At 43.2% G+C, this 16,027-nt stretch carries 17 protein-coding genes; 10 read left to right on the top strand and 7 right to left on the bottom strand.

What is annotated here, in order from left to right:
• Nucleotides 1–11: 11 nt before the first annotated feature.
• Nucleotides 12–689, top strand: a complete 678-nt coding sequence (locus BIZ38_RS09435; RefSeq protein ID WP_054554395.1) for a TorF family putative porin — start codon at nt 12–14, stop codon at nt 687–689.
• A 65-nt stretch (nt 690–754) separates the two neighbouring features.
• Here the strand turns inward: BIZ38_RS09435 and BIZ38_RS09430 are convergent, their stop codons facing one another.
• Nucleotides 755–1,648 carry an aldo/keto reductase gene (locus BIZ38_RS09430; RefSeq protein WP_138601069.1) on the bottom strand — a complete coding sequence of 298 codons (894 nt, stop codon included), beginning with the start codon at nt 1,646–1,648 and terminating at the stop codon, nt 755–757.
• Between the two features lie 170 nt (nt 1,649–1,818).
• On the opposite strand from BIZ38_RS09430, the gene BIZ38_RS09425 reads away from it, so the two are divergent.
• From BIZ38_RS09425 to BIZ38_RS09410, 4 genes are read left to right on the top strand one after another with little or no spacing between them, the layout of a single operon-like run.
• Nucleotides 1,819–2,529, top strand: a complete 711-nt coding sequence (locus BIZ38_RS09425; protein ID WP_054554396.1) for a YIP1 family protein — start codon at nt 1,819–1,821, stop codon at nt 2,527–2,529.
• 48 nt (nt 2,530–2,577) lie between these two features.
• Complete coding sequence (locus BIZ38_RS09420; RefSeq protein ID WP_054554397.1) at nt 2,578–3,744, top strand: efflux RND transporter periplasmic adaptor subunit; 1,167 nt, start codon at nt 2,578–2,580, stop codon at nt 3,742–3,744.
• Nucleotides 3,744–4,451, top strand: a complete 708-nt coding sequence (locus BIZ38_RS09415) for an ABC transporter ATP-binding protein (protein ID WP_138618388.1) — start codon at nt 3,744–3,746, stop codon at nt 4,449–4,451. The genes BIZ38_RS09420 and BIZ38_RS09415 overlap by 1 nt, the downstream gene beginning before the upstream one ends.
• Complete coding sequence (locus BIZ38_RS09410) at nt 4,444–5,682, top strand: ABC transporter permease (protein ID WP_138601053.1); 1,239 nt, start codon at nt 4,444–4,446, stop codon at nt 5,680–5,682. Before BIZ38_RS09415 ends, BIZ38_RS09410 begins: the two co-directional genes overlap by 8 nt.
• Here the strand turns inward: BIZ38_RS09410 and BIZ38_RS09405 are convergent, their stop codons facing one another.
• The gene (locus BIZ38_RS09405; protein WP_054554400.1) at nt 5,683–6,006 is read right to left on the bottom strand and encodes a Bor/Iss family lipoprotein; all 324 of its coding nucleotides are present in this window, start codon (nt 6,004–6,006) and stop codon (nt 5,683–5,685) included.
• Nucleotides 6,003–6,317, bottom strand: coding sequence for a Bor family protein (locus BIZ38_RS09400; RefSeq protein ID WP_054554401.1), 315 nt, complete (start codon nt 6,315–6,317; stop codon nt 6,003–6,005). The genes BIZ38_RS09405 and BIZ38_RS09400 overlap by 4 nt, the downstream gene beginning before the upstream one ends.
• A 175-nt stretch (nt 6,318–6,492) precedes the next feature.
• Here BIZ38_RS09400 and BIZ38_RS09395 point away from each other — a divergent pair, with 175 nt between their 5' ends.
• From BIZ38_RS09395 to BIZ38_RS09385, 3 genes are read left to right on the top strand one after another with little or no spacing between them, the layout of a single operon-like run.
• Nucleotides 6,493–7,347, top strand: coding sequence for an endonuclease/exonuclease/phosphatase family protein (locus tag BIZ38_RS09395; protein ID WP_054554402.1), 855 nt, complete (start codon nt 6,493–6,495; stop codon nt 7,345–7,347).
• Between the two features lie 8 nt (nt 7,348–7,355).
• A complete protein-coding gene (locus BIZ38_RS09390; RefSeq protein WP_054554403.1) occupies nt 7,356–7,718 on the top strand; it encodes a DUF5329 domain-containing protein in 363 nt (120 codons plus the stop codon).
• A gap of 29 nt (nt 7,719–7,747) precedes the next feature.
• A complete protein-coding gene (locus BIZ38_RS09385; RefSeq protein WP_187490164.1) occupies nt 7,748–8,425 on the top strand; it encodes a nitroreductase family protein in 678 nt (225 codons plus the stop codon).
• Here BIZ38_RS09385 and BIZ38_RS09380 read toward each other — a convergent pair.
• The 3 genes from BIZ38_RS09380 to BIZ38_RS09370 are packed head-to-tail and all read right to left on the bottom strand — an operon-like array spanning nt 8,418 to nt 13,065.
• Nucleotides 8,418–9,479 carry an efflux RND transporter periplasmic adaptor subunit gene (locus BIZ38_RS09380; RefSeq protein ID WP_187490163.1) on the bottom strand — a complete coding sequence of 354 codons (1,062 nt, stop codon included), beginning with the start codon at nt 9,477–9,479 and terminating at the stop codon, nt 8,418–8,420. The genes BIZ38_RS09385 and BIZ38_RS09380 overlap by 8 nt on opposite strands.
• Complete coding sequence (locus tag BIZ38_RS09375; protein ID WP_187490162.1) at nt 9,469–12,756, bottom strand: efflux RND transporter permease subunit; 3,288 nt, start codon at nt 12,754–12,756, stop codon at nt 9,469–9,471. Before BIZ38_RS09375 ends, BIZ38_RS09380 begins: the two co-directional genes overlap by 11 nt.
• Before the next feature lie 3 nt (nt 12,757–12,759).
• Entirely contained in the window at nt 12,760–13,065 is a 306-nt protein-coding gene (locus BIZ38_RS09370; protein ID WP_054554407.1) for an ArsR/SmtB family transcription factor, read from the bottom strand.
• Nucleotides 13,066–13,210: 145 nt separating this feature from the next.
• On the opposite strand from BIZ38_RS09370, the gene BIZ38_RS09365 reads away from it, so the two are divergent.
• Both BIZ38_RS09365 and BIZ38_RS09360 read left to right on the top strand, forming a co-directional pair.
• A complete protein-coding gene (locus tag BIZ38_RS09365) occupies nt 13,211–13,555 on the top strand; it encodes a rhodanese-like domain-containing protein (RefSeq protein ID WP_054554408.1) in 345 nt (114 codons plus the stop codon).
• A 62-nt stretch (nt 13,556–13,617) separates the two neighbouring features.
• Nucleotides 13,618–15,408: an alkaline phosphatase D family protein gene (locus BIZ38_RS09360; protein WP_187490161.1), complete on the top strand. Its 1,791-nt coding sequence runs from the start codon at nt 13,618–13,620 to the stop codon at nt 15,406–15,408.
• Here the strand turns inward: BIZ38_RS09360 and BIZ38_RS09355 are convergent.
• Nucleotides 15,405–15,947: a PH domain-containing protein gene (locus BIZ38_RS09355; RefSeq protein ID WP_054554410.1), complete on the bottom strand. Its 543-nt coding sequence runs from the start codon at nt 15,945–15,947 to the stop codon at nt 15,405–15,407. The two genes, BIZ38_RS09360 and BIZ38_RS09355, sit on opposite strands and share 4 nt — an antisense overlap.
• Nucleotides 15,948–16,027: the final 80 nt, after the last annotated feature.

Genomic DNA, 16,027 nt, shown 5'->3' with positions numbered 1-16,027 from the left:
GATACAGAAACATGCTAAAACTAAAAAAAACGGTCGCAGCAAGCGCCCTTGCGCTATTAACTTTGAGCTCAACATATAGCTATGCAGAAGTCACAGCAAACGCTGCGGCAACTTCAAACTACTTATGGCGTGGTCAAGAGCAAGGCGGCGGTGATGCTGCAATCCAAGGTGGTATCGACTACGCAAGTGAATCTGGCTTTTATGCGGGTACTTGGGTGTCGAATGCTAGCTGGGCTGACGACATGACTTACGAGCTAGACCTTTATGCTGGTTTTGGCGGTGAAATCAATGAAACCTTTAGCTACGATGTTGGCTACATTTATTATGCATACCCAGATGCAGCATCTTACACAGATGCAGACTTCTCTGAAATCTACGGTAGCATTAGCATGGGTAGCTTCACCTTTGGTGCAGCAGTCCTAGCAACATCAGCAGCAAGCGGTGACGGTACAGATTTTGGTGACTCTCTATATTTAAATGCTGACTACAGTTTCCCAGTTGGCAGTACCGGTGCAGAAATGGCCCTTCACCTAGGTCATTACTCAGGGGATTTCATTGGTGATGATGACATCATCGACTACGGTGTTTCAGTGTCGAAAGACGGCTTTACTTTCGGTCTTTCAGACAACGACATTGATGGTTCAGATGTAAAAGTGTACGTCGCTTACGCGGTTGACTTCACTTTATAAAGAATGTGTTACTTGCTGCAACACGAAGGGCCGTTAAGGCCCTTTTCTCATTTATATCAATACACTTATGGTACACTATGACCAGTTGAGCCTTGCCAAATGCGATACCATTGCTCGCGGTTCATAGTAAGCTGCTTAGCGTCAACAGCTGATTTAACACGCTCAATATTACCCGTACCAAGTACCACAGATGGTGCACTTGGGTGCATTAACAGCCAAGCATAAACAACCTGATCAATGGCTGTGGCGCCAATTTCAGCCCCAACCTGCTCCAACACTGCACGTAAACGCACCGCTTTTTCATCTTCACTTGAGAATAAGCGACCCCCAGCTAATGGAGACCAAAGCATAGGTTTGATATCAAGCAATTGGCATTGGTCTAAGCTGCCATCATCAAGGGCTTTCATTTCGTACGGAGAAAACTCAATTTGATTAGTCACAAGCTCAAAGTCTAAACGCGACTGCAACAAGCTAAGTTGCGATGGGGTAAAATTAGATACACCAAAGTCAAGCACATCACCATTTGCTTTTAGGGTATTAAATGCTTGTGCCATTTCATCGGCGTTCATCAAGTAATCAGGGCGATGAATAAGTAATACATCTAAACGATCAGTGCTGAAGTTTTTAAGTGACTGCTGTGCCGAGGCAATAATATGCGCGGCACTTGAATCATAATGATTTGCTTTGCCTTGTAGCCCTAGGCTTGCAAACGCAGGCTTGATACCACACTTTGTGATTATTTTGATTTCATCACGAATACTTGGTTTTAGTTTAAGTGCTTTACCAAATTCAGCTTCACAACCGTATTCACCGTAAATGTCAGCGTGATCGGTATGTGACACCCCCATTTCAATTGCATTTTCTAAAAAACTTAAGCATTGCTGGGGCGTTATCTGCCAATCTAGCAAACGCCAGAACCCTAATACCAACTCATCAATACAACGATCATTGTTATTCACCATAACGACCTACTTTTCCTAATAAATTCGACTCAAATTAACTCTTTAACCATATCACAGATTTACCAATCACAGCTGTTAACATACAGTTACAAAATAGATTGCTAATTTGTTACTAAACAGGATATTTTAGTACCTAAAAACAAATGTTATAAAACAAGGAATAAAAAATGAAATCGTCAAATGTTATGACTGCTTTGGTTGATATTTTTATCAGCCCAAGCAAAGCCTTTAATGGTTTAAAAGAAGCAAAAGGTTGGTCTTTTGTTGCCTTTATTTTACTTGCCGGCATTCTCGCTGCCAGCATGTTTGCTTTTTACAATAAGGCTGACCCGCAGTTTTTAATAGATCAACAAGTGGCAGCGGCCAGTGTTGATGCCACCATTGCAGAACAAAAAATGATTCGCCAAAGCATGGAGCAAACCATAGATATGCAAGTATGGTTTGCTATGTTTGGTGGCATTATTGGTTTGGCTGTTATTAATGCTCTAATGGCAGGCTACTACCTATTTGTATCTAAGCAAGACCCAGAAGCTAATTATGGCTATGGTGCGTGGTATGGCTTTGGTGTGTGGACTATGATGCCAATGATTATTTCAAGCCTAGGTTTACTCATCTTAGTATTAACTGCGAGTACCGACCAAATCTCACAGACGTTATTTAACTATGCTTCGATTAACCAACTTTTAATTGGTTTAGAAATTGGCCACCCATTCTACACCTTACTTGAAAGTCTCAATATCTTTTCTATTTGGGGTATTTTCATCGCAGCTATCGGTTTAAAAAGCTGGACTAATTTCACTTTCAATAAGGCGCTACTGTTTGCAGCCTTACCAAGTATTGTTATTTACGGTATTTGGACTGTAATCGCTCTCGTTTAATTCTGCTTTGAGCGGCAATATGCCGCTCTTAACTTCCAAGGAAGAAAGATGAAAAAAGCCATTATAATTGGCCTCGCTGTTACGGCATTTGTCGCTTTACTAATCTCAAAACAAGTCACAGGCAATAAAGATGCACCAGAAATGCATATTGCAGAAGTTGAACAAGGCAATATTGCCGATTCAATTTTAGCCTCTGGTAACCTAGTTTTTAACACCCAAGTGCAACTGCGCTCAGAAGTGACTGGCCGTGTAGCTAAAGTATTTGTAGAAGAAGGTGAAAGTGTCACTGAAGGCGATATTCTTATGCGCTTAGATACGACCGCGTTTGAATCTGAAGTTGCCCGCAATAAAGCCGTGCTTCGTGCGACCGAAATCGATATTAAACATAGCGAAACCCGATTAAAAAATATTGAGCGCCAATTAAGCCGCCAAAAAGAGCTTTATGAAGTTGGCCTTGCTGGCCAAGAAGTGTATGAAAACCTACAAAATGCCCGCGATTTAGCAAAAATAGATATTGAAGCAAAACGTGAAGCTTACAACCAAGCCCAAGCATCACTATTGATTGCTGAAGACCGTTTAAATAAAAGCGTGTTTCGCGCTCCAATGAGTGGCCTACTTGCTTCGGTAAATATTAAAGAAGGTGAAACCGTTATTGCGGGAACAACCAACATTATTGGCTCAGACTTGATGCTAGTAGCTGACCCCAGCGCAATATTAGCCGAACTTCGAGTGGATGAAACCGATATTGCCGGTATCAAACTAGACCAACATGCAGATATCTATGCTGCCGCTTACCCAAATCAACCTTTTACTGGTAAAGTCATAAACATTGGCACATCAGCAAAAAATCAAGCTGGTTCACAAGGCTTATCATTTAAAGTCAAGGTACTGCTTGATGCCACTGACCGCCAGCTTTATGCCGGAATGAGCTGCCGCGCAGAAATCGCCACAAGCATTGCCGAAAACGGCTTAAAACTGCCTATTGAAGCTATTCAAAAAGAGGATGATAGCTACTTTGTCTGGAAGCTTAACGCAGATAACACAGTAACTAAAACAGCTGTTACGGTAGGTATTTCTTCAGATATCGAACAAGCACTAACCAGCGGTGTTGCAAAAGGAGATCGTATTGTTATCGGCCCAGCTAGACCACTTAGCTCACTTAAAGAGGGTGATACGGTAGCCGTTAAAAACAGCCCTGAAAAAGGTGCTAGCTAATGTCTGTGGTGATCAAACTCAGTAATATCAATAAACAATACAAAATGGGCGAACAAGTTTTCAAAGCCCTTGATGATATTAATATTGAAATTGCTCAAAATGAGTATGTTGCCATTATTGGCCCTTCCGGCTCAGGTAAATCAACCCTGATGAACTTGCTTGGCTGCTTAGATACTCCCACCAGTGGTGACTACTATTTAAAAGATAAGCTCGTAAAGCGCATGACCGAAACGGAGCTTGCTCATCAGCGTAATGAAAGTGTTGGCTTTATTTTTCAAAGTTTCAATTTATTACCAAGAGCATCCGCCCTTGAAAATGTTATGCAGCCCTTAGTGTATCGATTTATCTCAGCCAAAGAGCGAAAGCAACAAGCGCTCGAATCATTACAACGGGTTGGTCTTGGCGATAAGGTGAATCACCTTTCAAGCCAACTTTCTGGTGGTCAACGTCAACGTGTCGCTATAGCTCGCGCACTAGTTACTAAGCCCCATATTCTACTTGGTGATGAGCCTACCGGTAACCTAGATAGTAAAACCACCACTGAAATCATGGCGCTGTTTGATGAGCTTCATAACGAAGGACACACCATTATTTTGGTTACTCACGAACAAGATATTGCTGATCACTGCCAACGTGTTATTCGTTTAGTTGATGGCAAAGTTGTTAGTGATACCCGCAAAGGCGAAGGAGCAAGACAACATGTTTAAATCTGCTATCGCTGTAATGGAAGGCACAAAAGCAGCACTGATGGCAATTAAAGCCAATGCAATGCGTAGTGCCCTTACCTGCTTGGGCATTATTATTGGTGTTGCTGCAGTTGTGACCGTGGTAGCAGTAATGCAAGGGTTTACCAAGCAAATTAATGATCAGCTTGCTGATATGTCTCCAGATGTCACCAATATAAAGCCTTACACTAGCGTAGAAAAAGAAATGGTAGGGCAACAAGCAAAGTTAACCTACAGCGACTTTCTAACTCTAAAAGCACGCGTGAAAGAAGCTGAAACCTTTACTGCGCTTATGTTTACTTGGCGCTTTTCGGGTGCAGCAGAGTATGGCAATAAAAGCCATGCTTCACGGGTAATGGGCACAGAGCAAGACTACCAAAAAGCTTACCGCACCTACCCAGAACTCGGCCGATTTATTCGCGCAGAAGATGATGCAAAACGCCGTAGAGTGGCGTTTATTGGCCCTTCAATTATCGAAAAGCTTAACCTGCCAGAAAACCCTGTAGGTGAATATATCAAACTCGGTGGTGAGTGGTTTCGCATTATTGGTGTTGCTGAAAAACAAGGTAGTTTATTAGGTTTTGACCAAGACGATTACATTAATATTCCGATAAGTACCATGAGCGCGCTAGAAGGTGGCAGTGTTGATACCAATGTACAAATGATGTTTCGTTTAAAAGACGATGCTAACGAAGCGCAAGTACTGGCTAAAATTCGCCGCATCTTACGTCAATTACATAAACTGAAAGACGGTGAAGATGACGACTTTGAATTTGAAACCGCCGAAAAAGCCCGTGCTAATATCGATAAATTTACCGGAAGTGCAACCGCAATTACCGCGGGGATAGTGGGTATCAGCCTGGTAGTTGGTGGCATTGGTGTGATGAATATCATGCTGGTTTCGGTAACAGAACGTACGCGTGTGATTGGCACCTTGAAAGCATTAGGTGCAACACCAGGCTTTATAATGTTGCAATTTTTAGTTGAAGCGGTGGTGCTATCACTGTTTGGTGGTTTAATTGGTTTAGCGATTGGTTATGGTGCTGCGGCACTAATTTCAGTCTTAGTGCCGAGCATGCCAGATGCCTACATACCGGGTTGGGCGATTATGCTGTCATTTGGCTTTACTTCATTGATTGGTATTGTGTTTGGCTTAGCGCCCGCTATTAAAGCGGCACGCTTAAACCCAATTGATGCGCTGCGTTATGAATAACTAGTCTGGCTTATAAGGTACTTGAGCGCAGCTTATTTCAACTGTTTTCGGGTACCAAATAGGCCCAACTTGGTTTACTGCAGCTTCAGCTAAACCATTGGTGAACGACTTATAAGTGTGAACGGTTTGCCATTCGGAATCAGGGCACTCCTCAGATAGGTCGACAGGCTCTGAACCTTCGTAAAGCGCCGCGGCAAAGTTATGATGCCATTGCTCTGTTGCAGGCGCTTTATTGGCTTGTGCAGCACTGCCATTATCAAAGTAGATATTTGTGCAACCACTTAAGGTTGCCACTAACACAGTTGTTGCTAGTAGGCTTTTCATAATTGTTGCTCCTGTGCTTGTTGCTCACACCATACTTTTACTGTGTGAGGAGCATAAATTCCGAGTGTAACGAGTCCTAATGCGCCATCAGCGAATGTTTGTTGCGATTGCATTTGGGCAACTTTTTTATCTTGGCAAATAGCCTTTACATCAACGCGCTCTTCACCAACGAGGCCCCACAAAAAGAATGGGCGGCTATCTTGGTAATCAGCTTTAGTGGCTAATTTATTGGTTGTTTTTTCTGGCACTATGGTGACTGATGAACACGCTGTCACCGATAAGGCAAGCAGCATACAGGCCATTTGTTTCATGAGTAGTTCCTTTGTCTGAGTTGTTAAGCTCAGTAAGTATAAGAATATGAGTACTCATTTTGGGTAAGAAAGCGTATAGAAATTGTAGAAAACACTACAGTTTCTAACATTTAGCCTTTGAACTAAACTGAGGCTAACAACGACTAACTCTCAAGGAACGTAACTAAAGGTCATTATGACGGCATATCTGCGTATATTTTTATTACTTGTGTGTTTGAGTGTGCTGTCTTGGTATAGCTTTTCAAGCGATCCTAGCTCTGATGAGCAACAAGGTATAACCAAAACCGCTGTGAACCTTGCTAATTGCCAACAGCAGTTAGCACAAAGTCGTATGCAAACTTACGCTGAACATTATATTTTGCCCTATCAGTTCAAGTTATTGAGTTGGAATATCTACAAAGCACAAATAGATGGCTTACTCACAGATTTGCAAAACCTAAATGCCGGTGCTGATATTGTGTTACTACAAGAAGCTATCGAAGAACCTTCGCTTACAAAGCTCAAACCCTATTGGCGCTTTGCTAAAGGGTATAAGAGTGGCGGCGTGCAATCTGGAGTTATGACACTCAGCCGCTGGCCAGCTACTGTGCATTGTACACTCACCCATAAAGAGCCTTGGCTACGTAGCCCAAAAGCCACCAATATTGTGGAATATGCGCTGCCAGATCAACAGTTATTACTGAGTATTAACCTGCATGCCATTAACTTTGCTTTTGGCGTTAGTGACTTTAAACAACAGCTAGACGATGCCGCTGCTATTATGCAAACGCACAAAGGGCCTATCGTGTTTGCCGGTGATCTCAATACTTGGAGTGATGAGCGCCAAGCATTATTACAGCAAACATTGACTCAGCTAGGTTTGCACGAAGCTATCTATTTAGATGATAAACGTACCAAAGCATTTGGGTTAGCACTTGACCAAGTATGGGTGCGTGGTGTCAAAATAAAGACAACCATAGTACCTGAGCTTGTAAGCTCAGATCATAATCCAATAATTGCAACCTTGACCATAGAGCAAAAAGTACAGTGAAAATAACAATGAAAGGATATTGGTTTATCGCGTTAATGTTATTGAGCATTAGCCAATTCAGTAATGCAGCGACCCCAGAACAAGAGATAAATCACCTCATTGATTTTGTCGCTAAGAGTGATGCCGTATTTATTCGCAACGGCACAGAGCACTCAAGCCAAGATGCTGCCGAACACCTAGCTATGAAGTATCGAAAAGCAACCCGCTATGCAAAAACTGCCGAAAAGTTTATCGAAAATCTGGCGAGCAAAAGCTCATGGAGCGGTAAGCCCTATAAAGTTAAACTCAGCAATGGTAACTTAATCAATGCAAAAGATTGGTTAAGCAATGAATTAAAAGAGTACCGTCGAAACCAACATATTCATAATTAAAATCATCAACACACAAGAAGCGAAAAGCCATGCAAGAACACAAGAATCAGCCACTTAATGACTTTATTGAGTACCCTCATGACGAGATGTTAAAACGCGCCGAAGAGTTTTTAGCCGTGAGTCAGCGTCGCCACAGTATTCGTAGCTTTAGCGACCGCCCAGTGCCAAGAGAAATAATCGAAACTTGTATTAAAGCGGCTGGCACTGCACCGAGCGGCGCCAACCATCAACCTTGGCACTTTGTAGCAATACACAGCAGCGATGTAAAAAAACAAATTCGAGAAGCCGCTGAAAAACTAGAGCGCTCATTTTATGAAGGTCGCGCAGGTGAAGAATGGTTAGATGCCTTAAAACCACTTGGCACCGATGCCAGTAAGCCCTACCTTGAGCATGCACCTTGGCTAATTGCCGTGTTTAGTCAAAAGAAAGGCGGTATTTCTGCCGATGACAAAAATACCAATTACTATGTTCATGAATCTGTTGGCCTAGCAACAGGCTTTTTAATTCAAGCACTACACAGAGCTGGTCTTGCCACCCTCACGCATACACCAAAACCAATGAGCTTTTTAACCGAAATTTGTGGCCGCGATAAAGATAATGAGCGCCCTTATATGCTGCTAATTGCAGGCTACCCAGGCACAGATGCAACCATCCCTGAGCATGCCTTAGTGAAAAAGTCGCTAGACGAAATAGCGACCTTTATTTAGCTTTAAATTCAACAGCCAGCACATCACCCGGGTTTAAACCTGAAACGATGTGCTGCTGGCCATCGAGCATTTCGCCAAGGCGCACATAGCGACGCACTATCTGATTATTTTCAAGTAAATAGACCATACTCAATTGGCCATATTGGTACACCCAGCTTGAGTTAATCAACACCCCTTTTTCAGTAGCGAGCGGTAATTGTAATTGCGCATAAAGCCCTGGCATTAATCCAGTTTGCGCATCTGTTTCTAAACGGATCTCCATACTACGCGCAGCACTATCAGCAACCGGCACAATTTCTGTCACTGTGGCAGGCATTGACGTAGATAAAGCAGGTAGTTTAACCGTTAGAGTTTGTCCAACATTCAACTTAATTGCTTGTTGTTCTCTGACATTAAATGCTAATTGCAATTGTTGTGGGTTATACAGTGCGAGTAATGGCGTGCCAGGAGTTGCGGTATCGCCAGGCTCTGCAAAACGCTCAACCACAACACCTGAAATCGGCGCTTTAATTTGCGTAAAACTCAGTGCAACTTGCGCTTGTGTTTGCTGCTGTTTAGCAATCGCTAAGTTCGCCGTTAAATTATCGAACCTTGCTTTTGCATCGTCGTATTCGCTAACAGATACCAAACCTTGCTTGTATAAATCGTTAATACGCTTTAGTTGTTTCTCTGCTTGAGTCAGCGAGGCATTAATCGCATTTATTTGTGCTTCGCTTTGAGCCAGCCCTGCTTTAAAGTCATCTTGCTGCAAGGTAATTAGCACGTCACCTTGTTTTACAGTATCGCCAGCGCGTACATTTAAACGCTCAACTTGTGCCATTACACGAGAAGAGATTTGCGTATTTTGTTTTGCAATCACGGTGCCCGGTACAACTTCATCACGCGCAATATCTGCCAGTATCACTGTCACTAACTGACCAGTGTAATCATTTGCTGATGGGTTTTTCATGCCTGCAGCTTGCTTATCAGAGAAACTGCCCGCCATGTAAAGTACCGCCACAATAATCACTGATAACGCGATGATTGAACCAATAAGTTTTGATTTACCCTGCATGAGCTTGTTCCTCTTTGGCTGCATCCTTTGCAAACACTAAATAATAAACCAGTGGCACAACAAATAATGAGAACAATGTTGATGCCACAATACCAAAAATAATTGCGATCGCTAGACCGCTAAATACCGGATCTAGGGTGATCACCAAGTTACCTAATAAGGTGGTTCCCGCTGTGAGTAACACAGGGCGCATACGCACGGTGCCTGCGGCGATTAAAGCCTGTTTAATTGCCATACCTTGGCCGCGAGCTTGATTAATAAACTCAACTAAAATAAGTGAGTTACGAACCACAATACCAGCAAGTGCAATCATGCCAATCATGGCTGTTGCAGTGAATAACACCGGCTCTGGAGCACCAGCAATGCTGCGCTCTCCAAATTGATTTAATAGCCAAAAGCCCGGCATGATCCCTATTACGGTTAATGGAATAGCCGACATGATGATCAGTGACAAACTGGCAGAGTGTGTTTGAATGCGTAAGATGATGAAAATTGCTGTTAGCGCAAACGCAAAGGCAACCCCCATATCTCTGAATACATCGATGGTAATTCGCCATTCACCTTCACCACTAAAGGTCACGTCAGTGCCTGCAGGTAATTGCCAAGCTTGGCTACCACCATTGTTGAAAAAGTGCCTACTTTGCCAATCAGTTTGGCTAAATTCGTCAGCGCTGATGCCTAAGTCGGCATTGACGTCAGCAATAATTTCAGCGGGTGTACGGCCATTTAGCTCAGCCATTACATACACAACATTACGCTGATCTTTACGCATAATTGGCTTGGCAACATCTTGATGCTGAAATTCACCTAACTCAGAAAGCGCCACCAGCGGACGTGGTGCACTTTGCAGCCCAAATTCATCACTGGTTTTTGCAAGCTCCCTATCACCACGAACTTGTAATGCCAGCAATTGAGCAAATTGGTTACGATCTTGATAAGGCAGTTGCAGTTTAATATCGACAGGGTCTGTTTCGCCGCTAACATATAACACCCCAACATTTTTCCCATGTGAGGCAATGGCTAAGGTCTGGGCAATATCTTGCGTAGACACCGCCGACAATGACGCTTTACTTTTATCGGTAACAAAACGCTGTAAGGGTGCATTGGCAGCAATACTGGTATCAACTTCAACCACATGCGGCTCTTGTTTTAACCTTGCAGCAACAGCAAGGGCTGCTTGATAGTGCGTGTCTGTATCAACAAATGGCTCACTGTAAACTTCAGCCACTAAGGTACTTAAAACAGGCGGACCCGGTGGCACTTCAACCACTTTAATTACAATGCCATCGGTTGCCAGTGGCGCTAATGCTGCTCGCAAGCGCATGACCACGCCATGAGATTGATGATCACGCTCAGTCTTATCGAGCAATAATACTCTGAGCTCAGCAAGGTTCGCTGCTTCACGTCGATAATACCCACGCACCATACCATTAAAGTCCATGCTTGATGGCTGACCAACGTAGGCTGCCGCCTCGCTTACTTCATTTAGTTGCCAAGTGATGGTTTGTACTTGTCGAGTGAAAGCGGCGGTTTGCTCCAGGCTTGTACCTTCTGGCATATCAATTAAAACTTGTAACTCGTTTTTATTATCAAACGGTAATAGCTTTAAAGGCACTGCACGCATTACGGGTAACATGGCACTGGCGACAAACAAGGCTAATGTGGTCCATAAAACGAGTTTGGCGCGGCCTTTAGACTCAAGTAATGGTGATAATATGCGCTCATATAAGCCATGCTGATTGGCATCGAGTTGTACGCTGTCATCGACTGGCGCTTTAAGTAGTTTCATTGCCAACCAAGGCGTAACAAAAAATGCCACTATGGTTGAAACCATCACACTAACCGGCACATTAAATGCCATCGGTGCCATGTACGGCCCCATCATGCCGGTGATAAATGCAAGTGGGATAAACGCCACCATAATGGTCAATGTAGACATAAACAGCGCCACACGAATTTCGCTCATGGCATCAACTATGCGCTGTTTTTTATCGCCTTTGTGGGTTAAAAAACGACTTATGTTGTCTATCCCAGTAATTGGATCATCAACCAACAAACCTAAAGAAAGGATTAGTGCAAACAGTGTGACTCGGTTAATTGTATAGCCAAAGGCAAAATCAAGTGTCAGGGTGATGCCGTAGCAAATAGGCACTGCCAAACCAACCACAATCGCTGGTCGCCAACCTAAAAATACGCCAACAAAAATAACCACGGTAAATACCGCAAACACTAAGCTTGAGGTAAGGTTATTTACTTTCTCGTTCGCGGTTTGGCCATAATCACGCAGTACGGTGTAGCCCACTTCATCTGGCAATAGATTAGCCGATAAACTGTCCATCATGCTGTGCACTTCGTTGGCTACAGCGACCGCATTGGTGCCTGCTTGCTTAGCGACACTAATGGTGACTAAAGGAAGTTGTTGTTGGTTATCTGAATGAGCCAGCCATTGATAGCTTTGCGCTTCGCTTGGACCATCACTCACCTCGGCCACATCGCTTAGATAAACACTCTTACCGTTTACCACGTTGACAACAAGCCGTTCTATCGCAGATTGAGAGCGTAAAACATCACCCACTTGTAAGGCAATTTGCTGCTTACCCTCAACAACACTGCCCACATTCACTAATTGGTTAGATACGCTAAGCGCATAATACACATCAGTTAGGGTTGTTTGATGGGCAGCAAGAGCACTTGCATCAAGGTTAATTGTTAATTGACGGGTTCGACCAGCAATCACTTTCACTTCGCTGGTGTTTTCGATGCGCTGTAAACTATTAGCGATTTCGTTAGCAAAGCGGGTTAGTTGATAGTCATCGTAAAGTTTTGGATCTTTACTAAATAAGCCCAGCATCACAATGGGCACATCGTTCACTTCAACCGGACGGATTTGCCATGAGCTGATCACTGACGCCATAGTGTGTTGATAGCTATAGAGTTTAGCGTAAGTGTCGAGAATAGCTTGCTCACGATCGTAACCGACTTCAAAACGAAGAGTGACAACAGCAGCATTACTTTGTGTAGTTGAGTAAATATGCTCAACACCCGTTAACTGCGCCAATAACTTCTCCAATGGCTCTGTTACCAGCCTGGCTACTTCTGGCGCTTCAACGTTTGGTGCTGCTACATATATATCAAGCATAGGAACCACAATTTGCGGTTCCTCTTCACGAGGGGTTTGCTTTAATGCCATTAAGCCAAGCAACACCGACATAATAAAAATAATAACAGGAAGGCGGCCGCTCAAGCTGTTTTTAACAGCATTATCGATAGCACTCACTGCTTAATTACCTTTGCAAAATAAGCCATATAGAGTTGCTAGGATCGATACTACATTTTCATCAACCACGCGATAATAGATAGTTTGGCTTTCGCGTCGAGTAGCAACTATCTGAGCTTTTCTCAGTGCCGCTAAGTGTTGCGATAATGCAGACTGCGCCAACGGCACAGCTTCGTTTAATTCGCTCACGCTCATTTCACCATCTTGCAGCGAACATAAGATCATCAAACGATTTTTATTCGCCAATATCTTTAGCATTTGCTCTGCTTGCTCCACATTGTCGGCCATAGCCGCAAAATCGATGTTCATATTCACACTACTCTATATTCTTAAAATGCCGCTAAAGTATAGATTGATATATTAGAAAAGTCTAATATTAGAATTTACTAATATAGTGTTATCTAATATATTAAATACATCACCCTTTTACGAAAACTTGGCATGGAGGATTAGTATGCTGACACCAATTCCTGACTTAATGAAAATTGTTGCCCCAAACCAGCGCCGCATTAGCGCTGACCAAGCAAAACAAGAGCTAAGCGAAAACCATGGTTTATTAATTGACGTACGTGAGCCTGCTGAGCACGCAACTAAAGCAGCAACAGGTGCAATTAATATCCCACGCGGTGTACTTGAAATGAAATTAATGGAAATCGAAAAAGATCCTGCAAGACCCATTTACTTACACTGTGCAAGTAGTGCCCGCGCCACACTCAGTGCCGAAGCACTGACTCGTGTTGGCTACGAAAATGTCACTGTAATCACCTGTAATACAGAACAAATTTGTCAGGTGTTTTAACTTCATAGAACAGTAACACTGGTCGGATAAGCTCGTACTTTTCTACTTATAGGTACAGAGCAATGACTTTTACGCGCAGACGCTTTTTAAAAGCATCGGCGGCTGGTTTTGGAGCCGCCGTTTTATCTTTTGGTTTAACGGGCTGTAGTCTTAATGACGATGATGACGAAACTACAAAGCAAATCCCTGTCAACTTTGATCACGGTGTTGCCAGTGGCGACCCGCTCGCTGACAGTCTAATTATTTGGACTCGCATAACCCCTCTTGAAAACGTCACGAGTGTTAACGTAGTTTGGCAAGCCTCAACAGATGCTAACTTTACAACCATTAGCCATGATGGCGAAACACAGGTAAGCGATGCAACTGACTTCACCTTAAAAGTTGATCTGCAAGGTCTCGATGCCAACACCACCTATTACTACCGCTTCATAAGTAATGGTAAAACCTCACCCACTGGAGCAGGTAAAACACTTCCAACCGACAACATAGAACAAGTAAAATTTGCCGTTGTCTCTTGCGCTAACTATCCTGCAGGCTACTTCCATGTGTATGGTGAAATCGCAAAACAAACCGATTTAGATGCAGTACTGCACTTAGGTGACTACATCTATGAATACGGTAATACAGGTTATGCCACTGAAGATGCCGCCGAACTTGGCCGTTTATTACCTGATGACAATAGCGATGAAATCATTTCTTTAGCGGATTATCGCAAACGTTACGCCCATTATCGTAAAGACGATAACTTGCAAGCTGCCCATAGTCATTGTGCATTTATTACTGTTTGGGACGACCATGAAATAACTAATGATACATGGCATAGTGGCGCTGAAAATCACAACGACGGCGAAGGTGAATTTAGCGAGCGCAAAATGCATGCGCTACAAGCATACTTTGAATGGATGCCTATCCGTAATGTTGCCGATAAAGAACGTATTTATCGACGCTTTGAGTTTGGTAATTTAGTTTCATTACACATGCTCGATACCCGTGTTTTGGCGCGCGACGAGCAAGTTAATTATGCGGATTTCGACTTAACCAGCAGCCAAGGACAAACTGACTTTGTTGCAGCAATTAGCTCACCTACTCGTGCTCTATTAGGTAACGAGCAACTTACATGGCTGACTGATGGTTTAACGACAGCAACAACACAATGGCAAGTACTTGGGCAACAGGTGCTGATGACCAAAATGCATTTGCCACTCGAGATTTTACAGTTACTAATGAATATTCAAGTGACTCAAGCAAACGGTGCTGATCCCTCGGCATTACTTGCTCAAGCAAACACATTATTTAGTGAGCTTGCGCAAATTAAAGGGCGCGTATTAGCTGGCGATCCAACGGTTACTAGTGAACAGCGAGCACGTGTAGAAACAACAGCACCTTATAATCTTGATGCATGGGATGGCTATGCTTATGAGCGCGAGCAAATACTTGGGACTGCAATTGCAGCACAAAAGAATTTGGTCGTTTTGGCAGGTGATACGCATAACAGTTGGGCAGGACAATTAGTCACTGATGCAAGCAATCCTGTTTCTGCTAAAGCCGCAGCTGGTGTTGAATTTGCAGCATCTTCGGTTTCATCACCAGGTCTTGAGAACTACTTAGCGTTAAATACGCAATCGAACGAAGCTGTCGCACAAATTGAGCAAGTCATTGCATTATTGGTTAACGACTTAGCTTACAATAACTTAGTTGAACGCGGCTACTTAACCGTCACCTTTACTCAACAACAAGCGCTTGCCCAGTGGCATTATGTAAGTAGCGTTAAAACAGCCGATTACACACTGCTTAGCGAGCGTCAAAAAGCGCTCAGCGTACAAGCTGGTAACCCTACTTTACAAATGGTTTAACGCTTTTCATCTAATAGCGTAACTAACATTTGCTCAATGTTTTTTACGCTATAAGTAAGTGAACGCAGCAGCTCTAACTGACTATCTTCAGGTTGATGCTCAGCTTTAGTACTGCTGCTTTGAGTCATCTCATCTTTTTGTTTTAAGATTGCCTCGCGAAACGTCTCTGCATCAACCACTCCGAGCAATGATACTAATGCACCTTGCCCTGATTGACCTGCCGTTTCAAAACTCAGTCGATAAAGACCAAATTGACGCATTAAAGGACCTTGACTTAGTGCTACATCGGTTATTTTTTCAAGTGGGATCGATTTTTCTTCTTTAAAGAAGACACCGCGTTTTACCACTAACTTACGTGTTAACAACGTGGCTGACATCGCCGCTAAAATACGCCCTGCCACCAGCCAGATTATTAACGCAACAATGGGAATGAAAGGGATCCCTACCATACTAATCACACAGGTAAAAATACCCAGTAATAACCAATACTGTTTTACTTTTGGATCAAAGCTGGCACTCAATAAACTGGTTTCTGTCATCATAGGCTCCTTGATAGAGAGTTATGACAATATACAAACTTTTCATTAAACACAAAAAAAGCCGAGCAAAGCCCGGCTTA

The sequence above is a fragment of the Pseudoalteromonas sp. BZK2 genome (assembly GCF_014349195.1).
Lineage (GTDB): Bacteria > Pseudomonadota > Gammaproteobacteria > Enterobacterales > Alteromonadaceae > Pseudoalteromonas > Pseudoalteromonas simplex.
The sequence above is the reverse complement of the archived record's forward strand: the minus strand, read 5'-3'. Positions and strand labels throughout refer to the sequence as shown.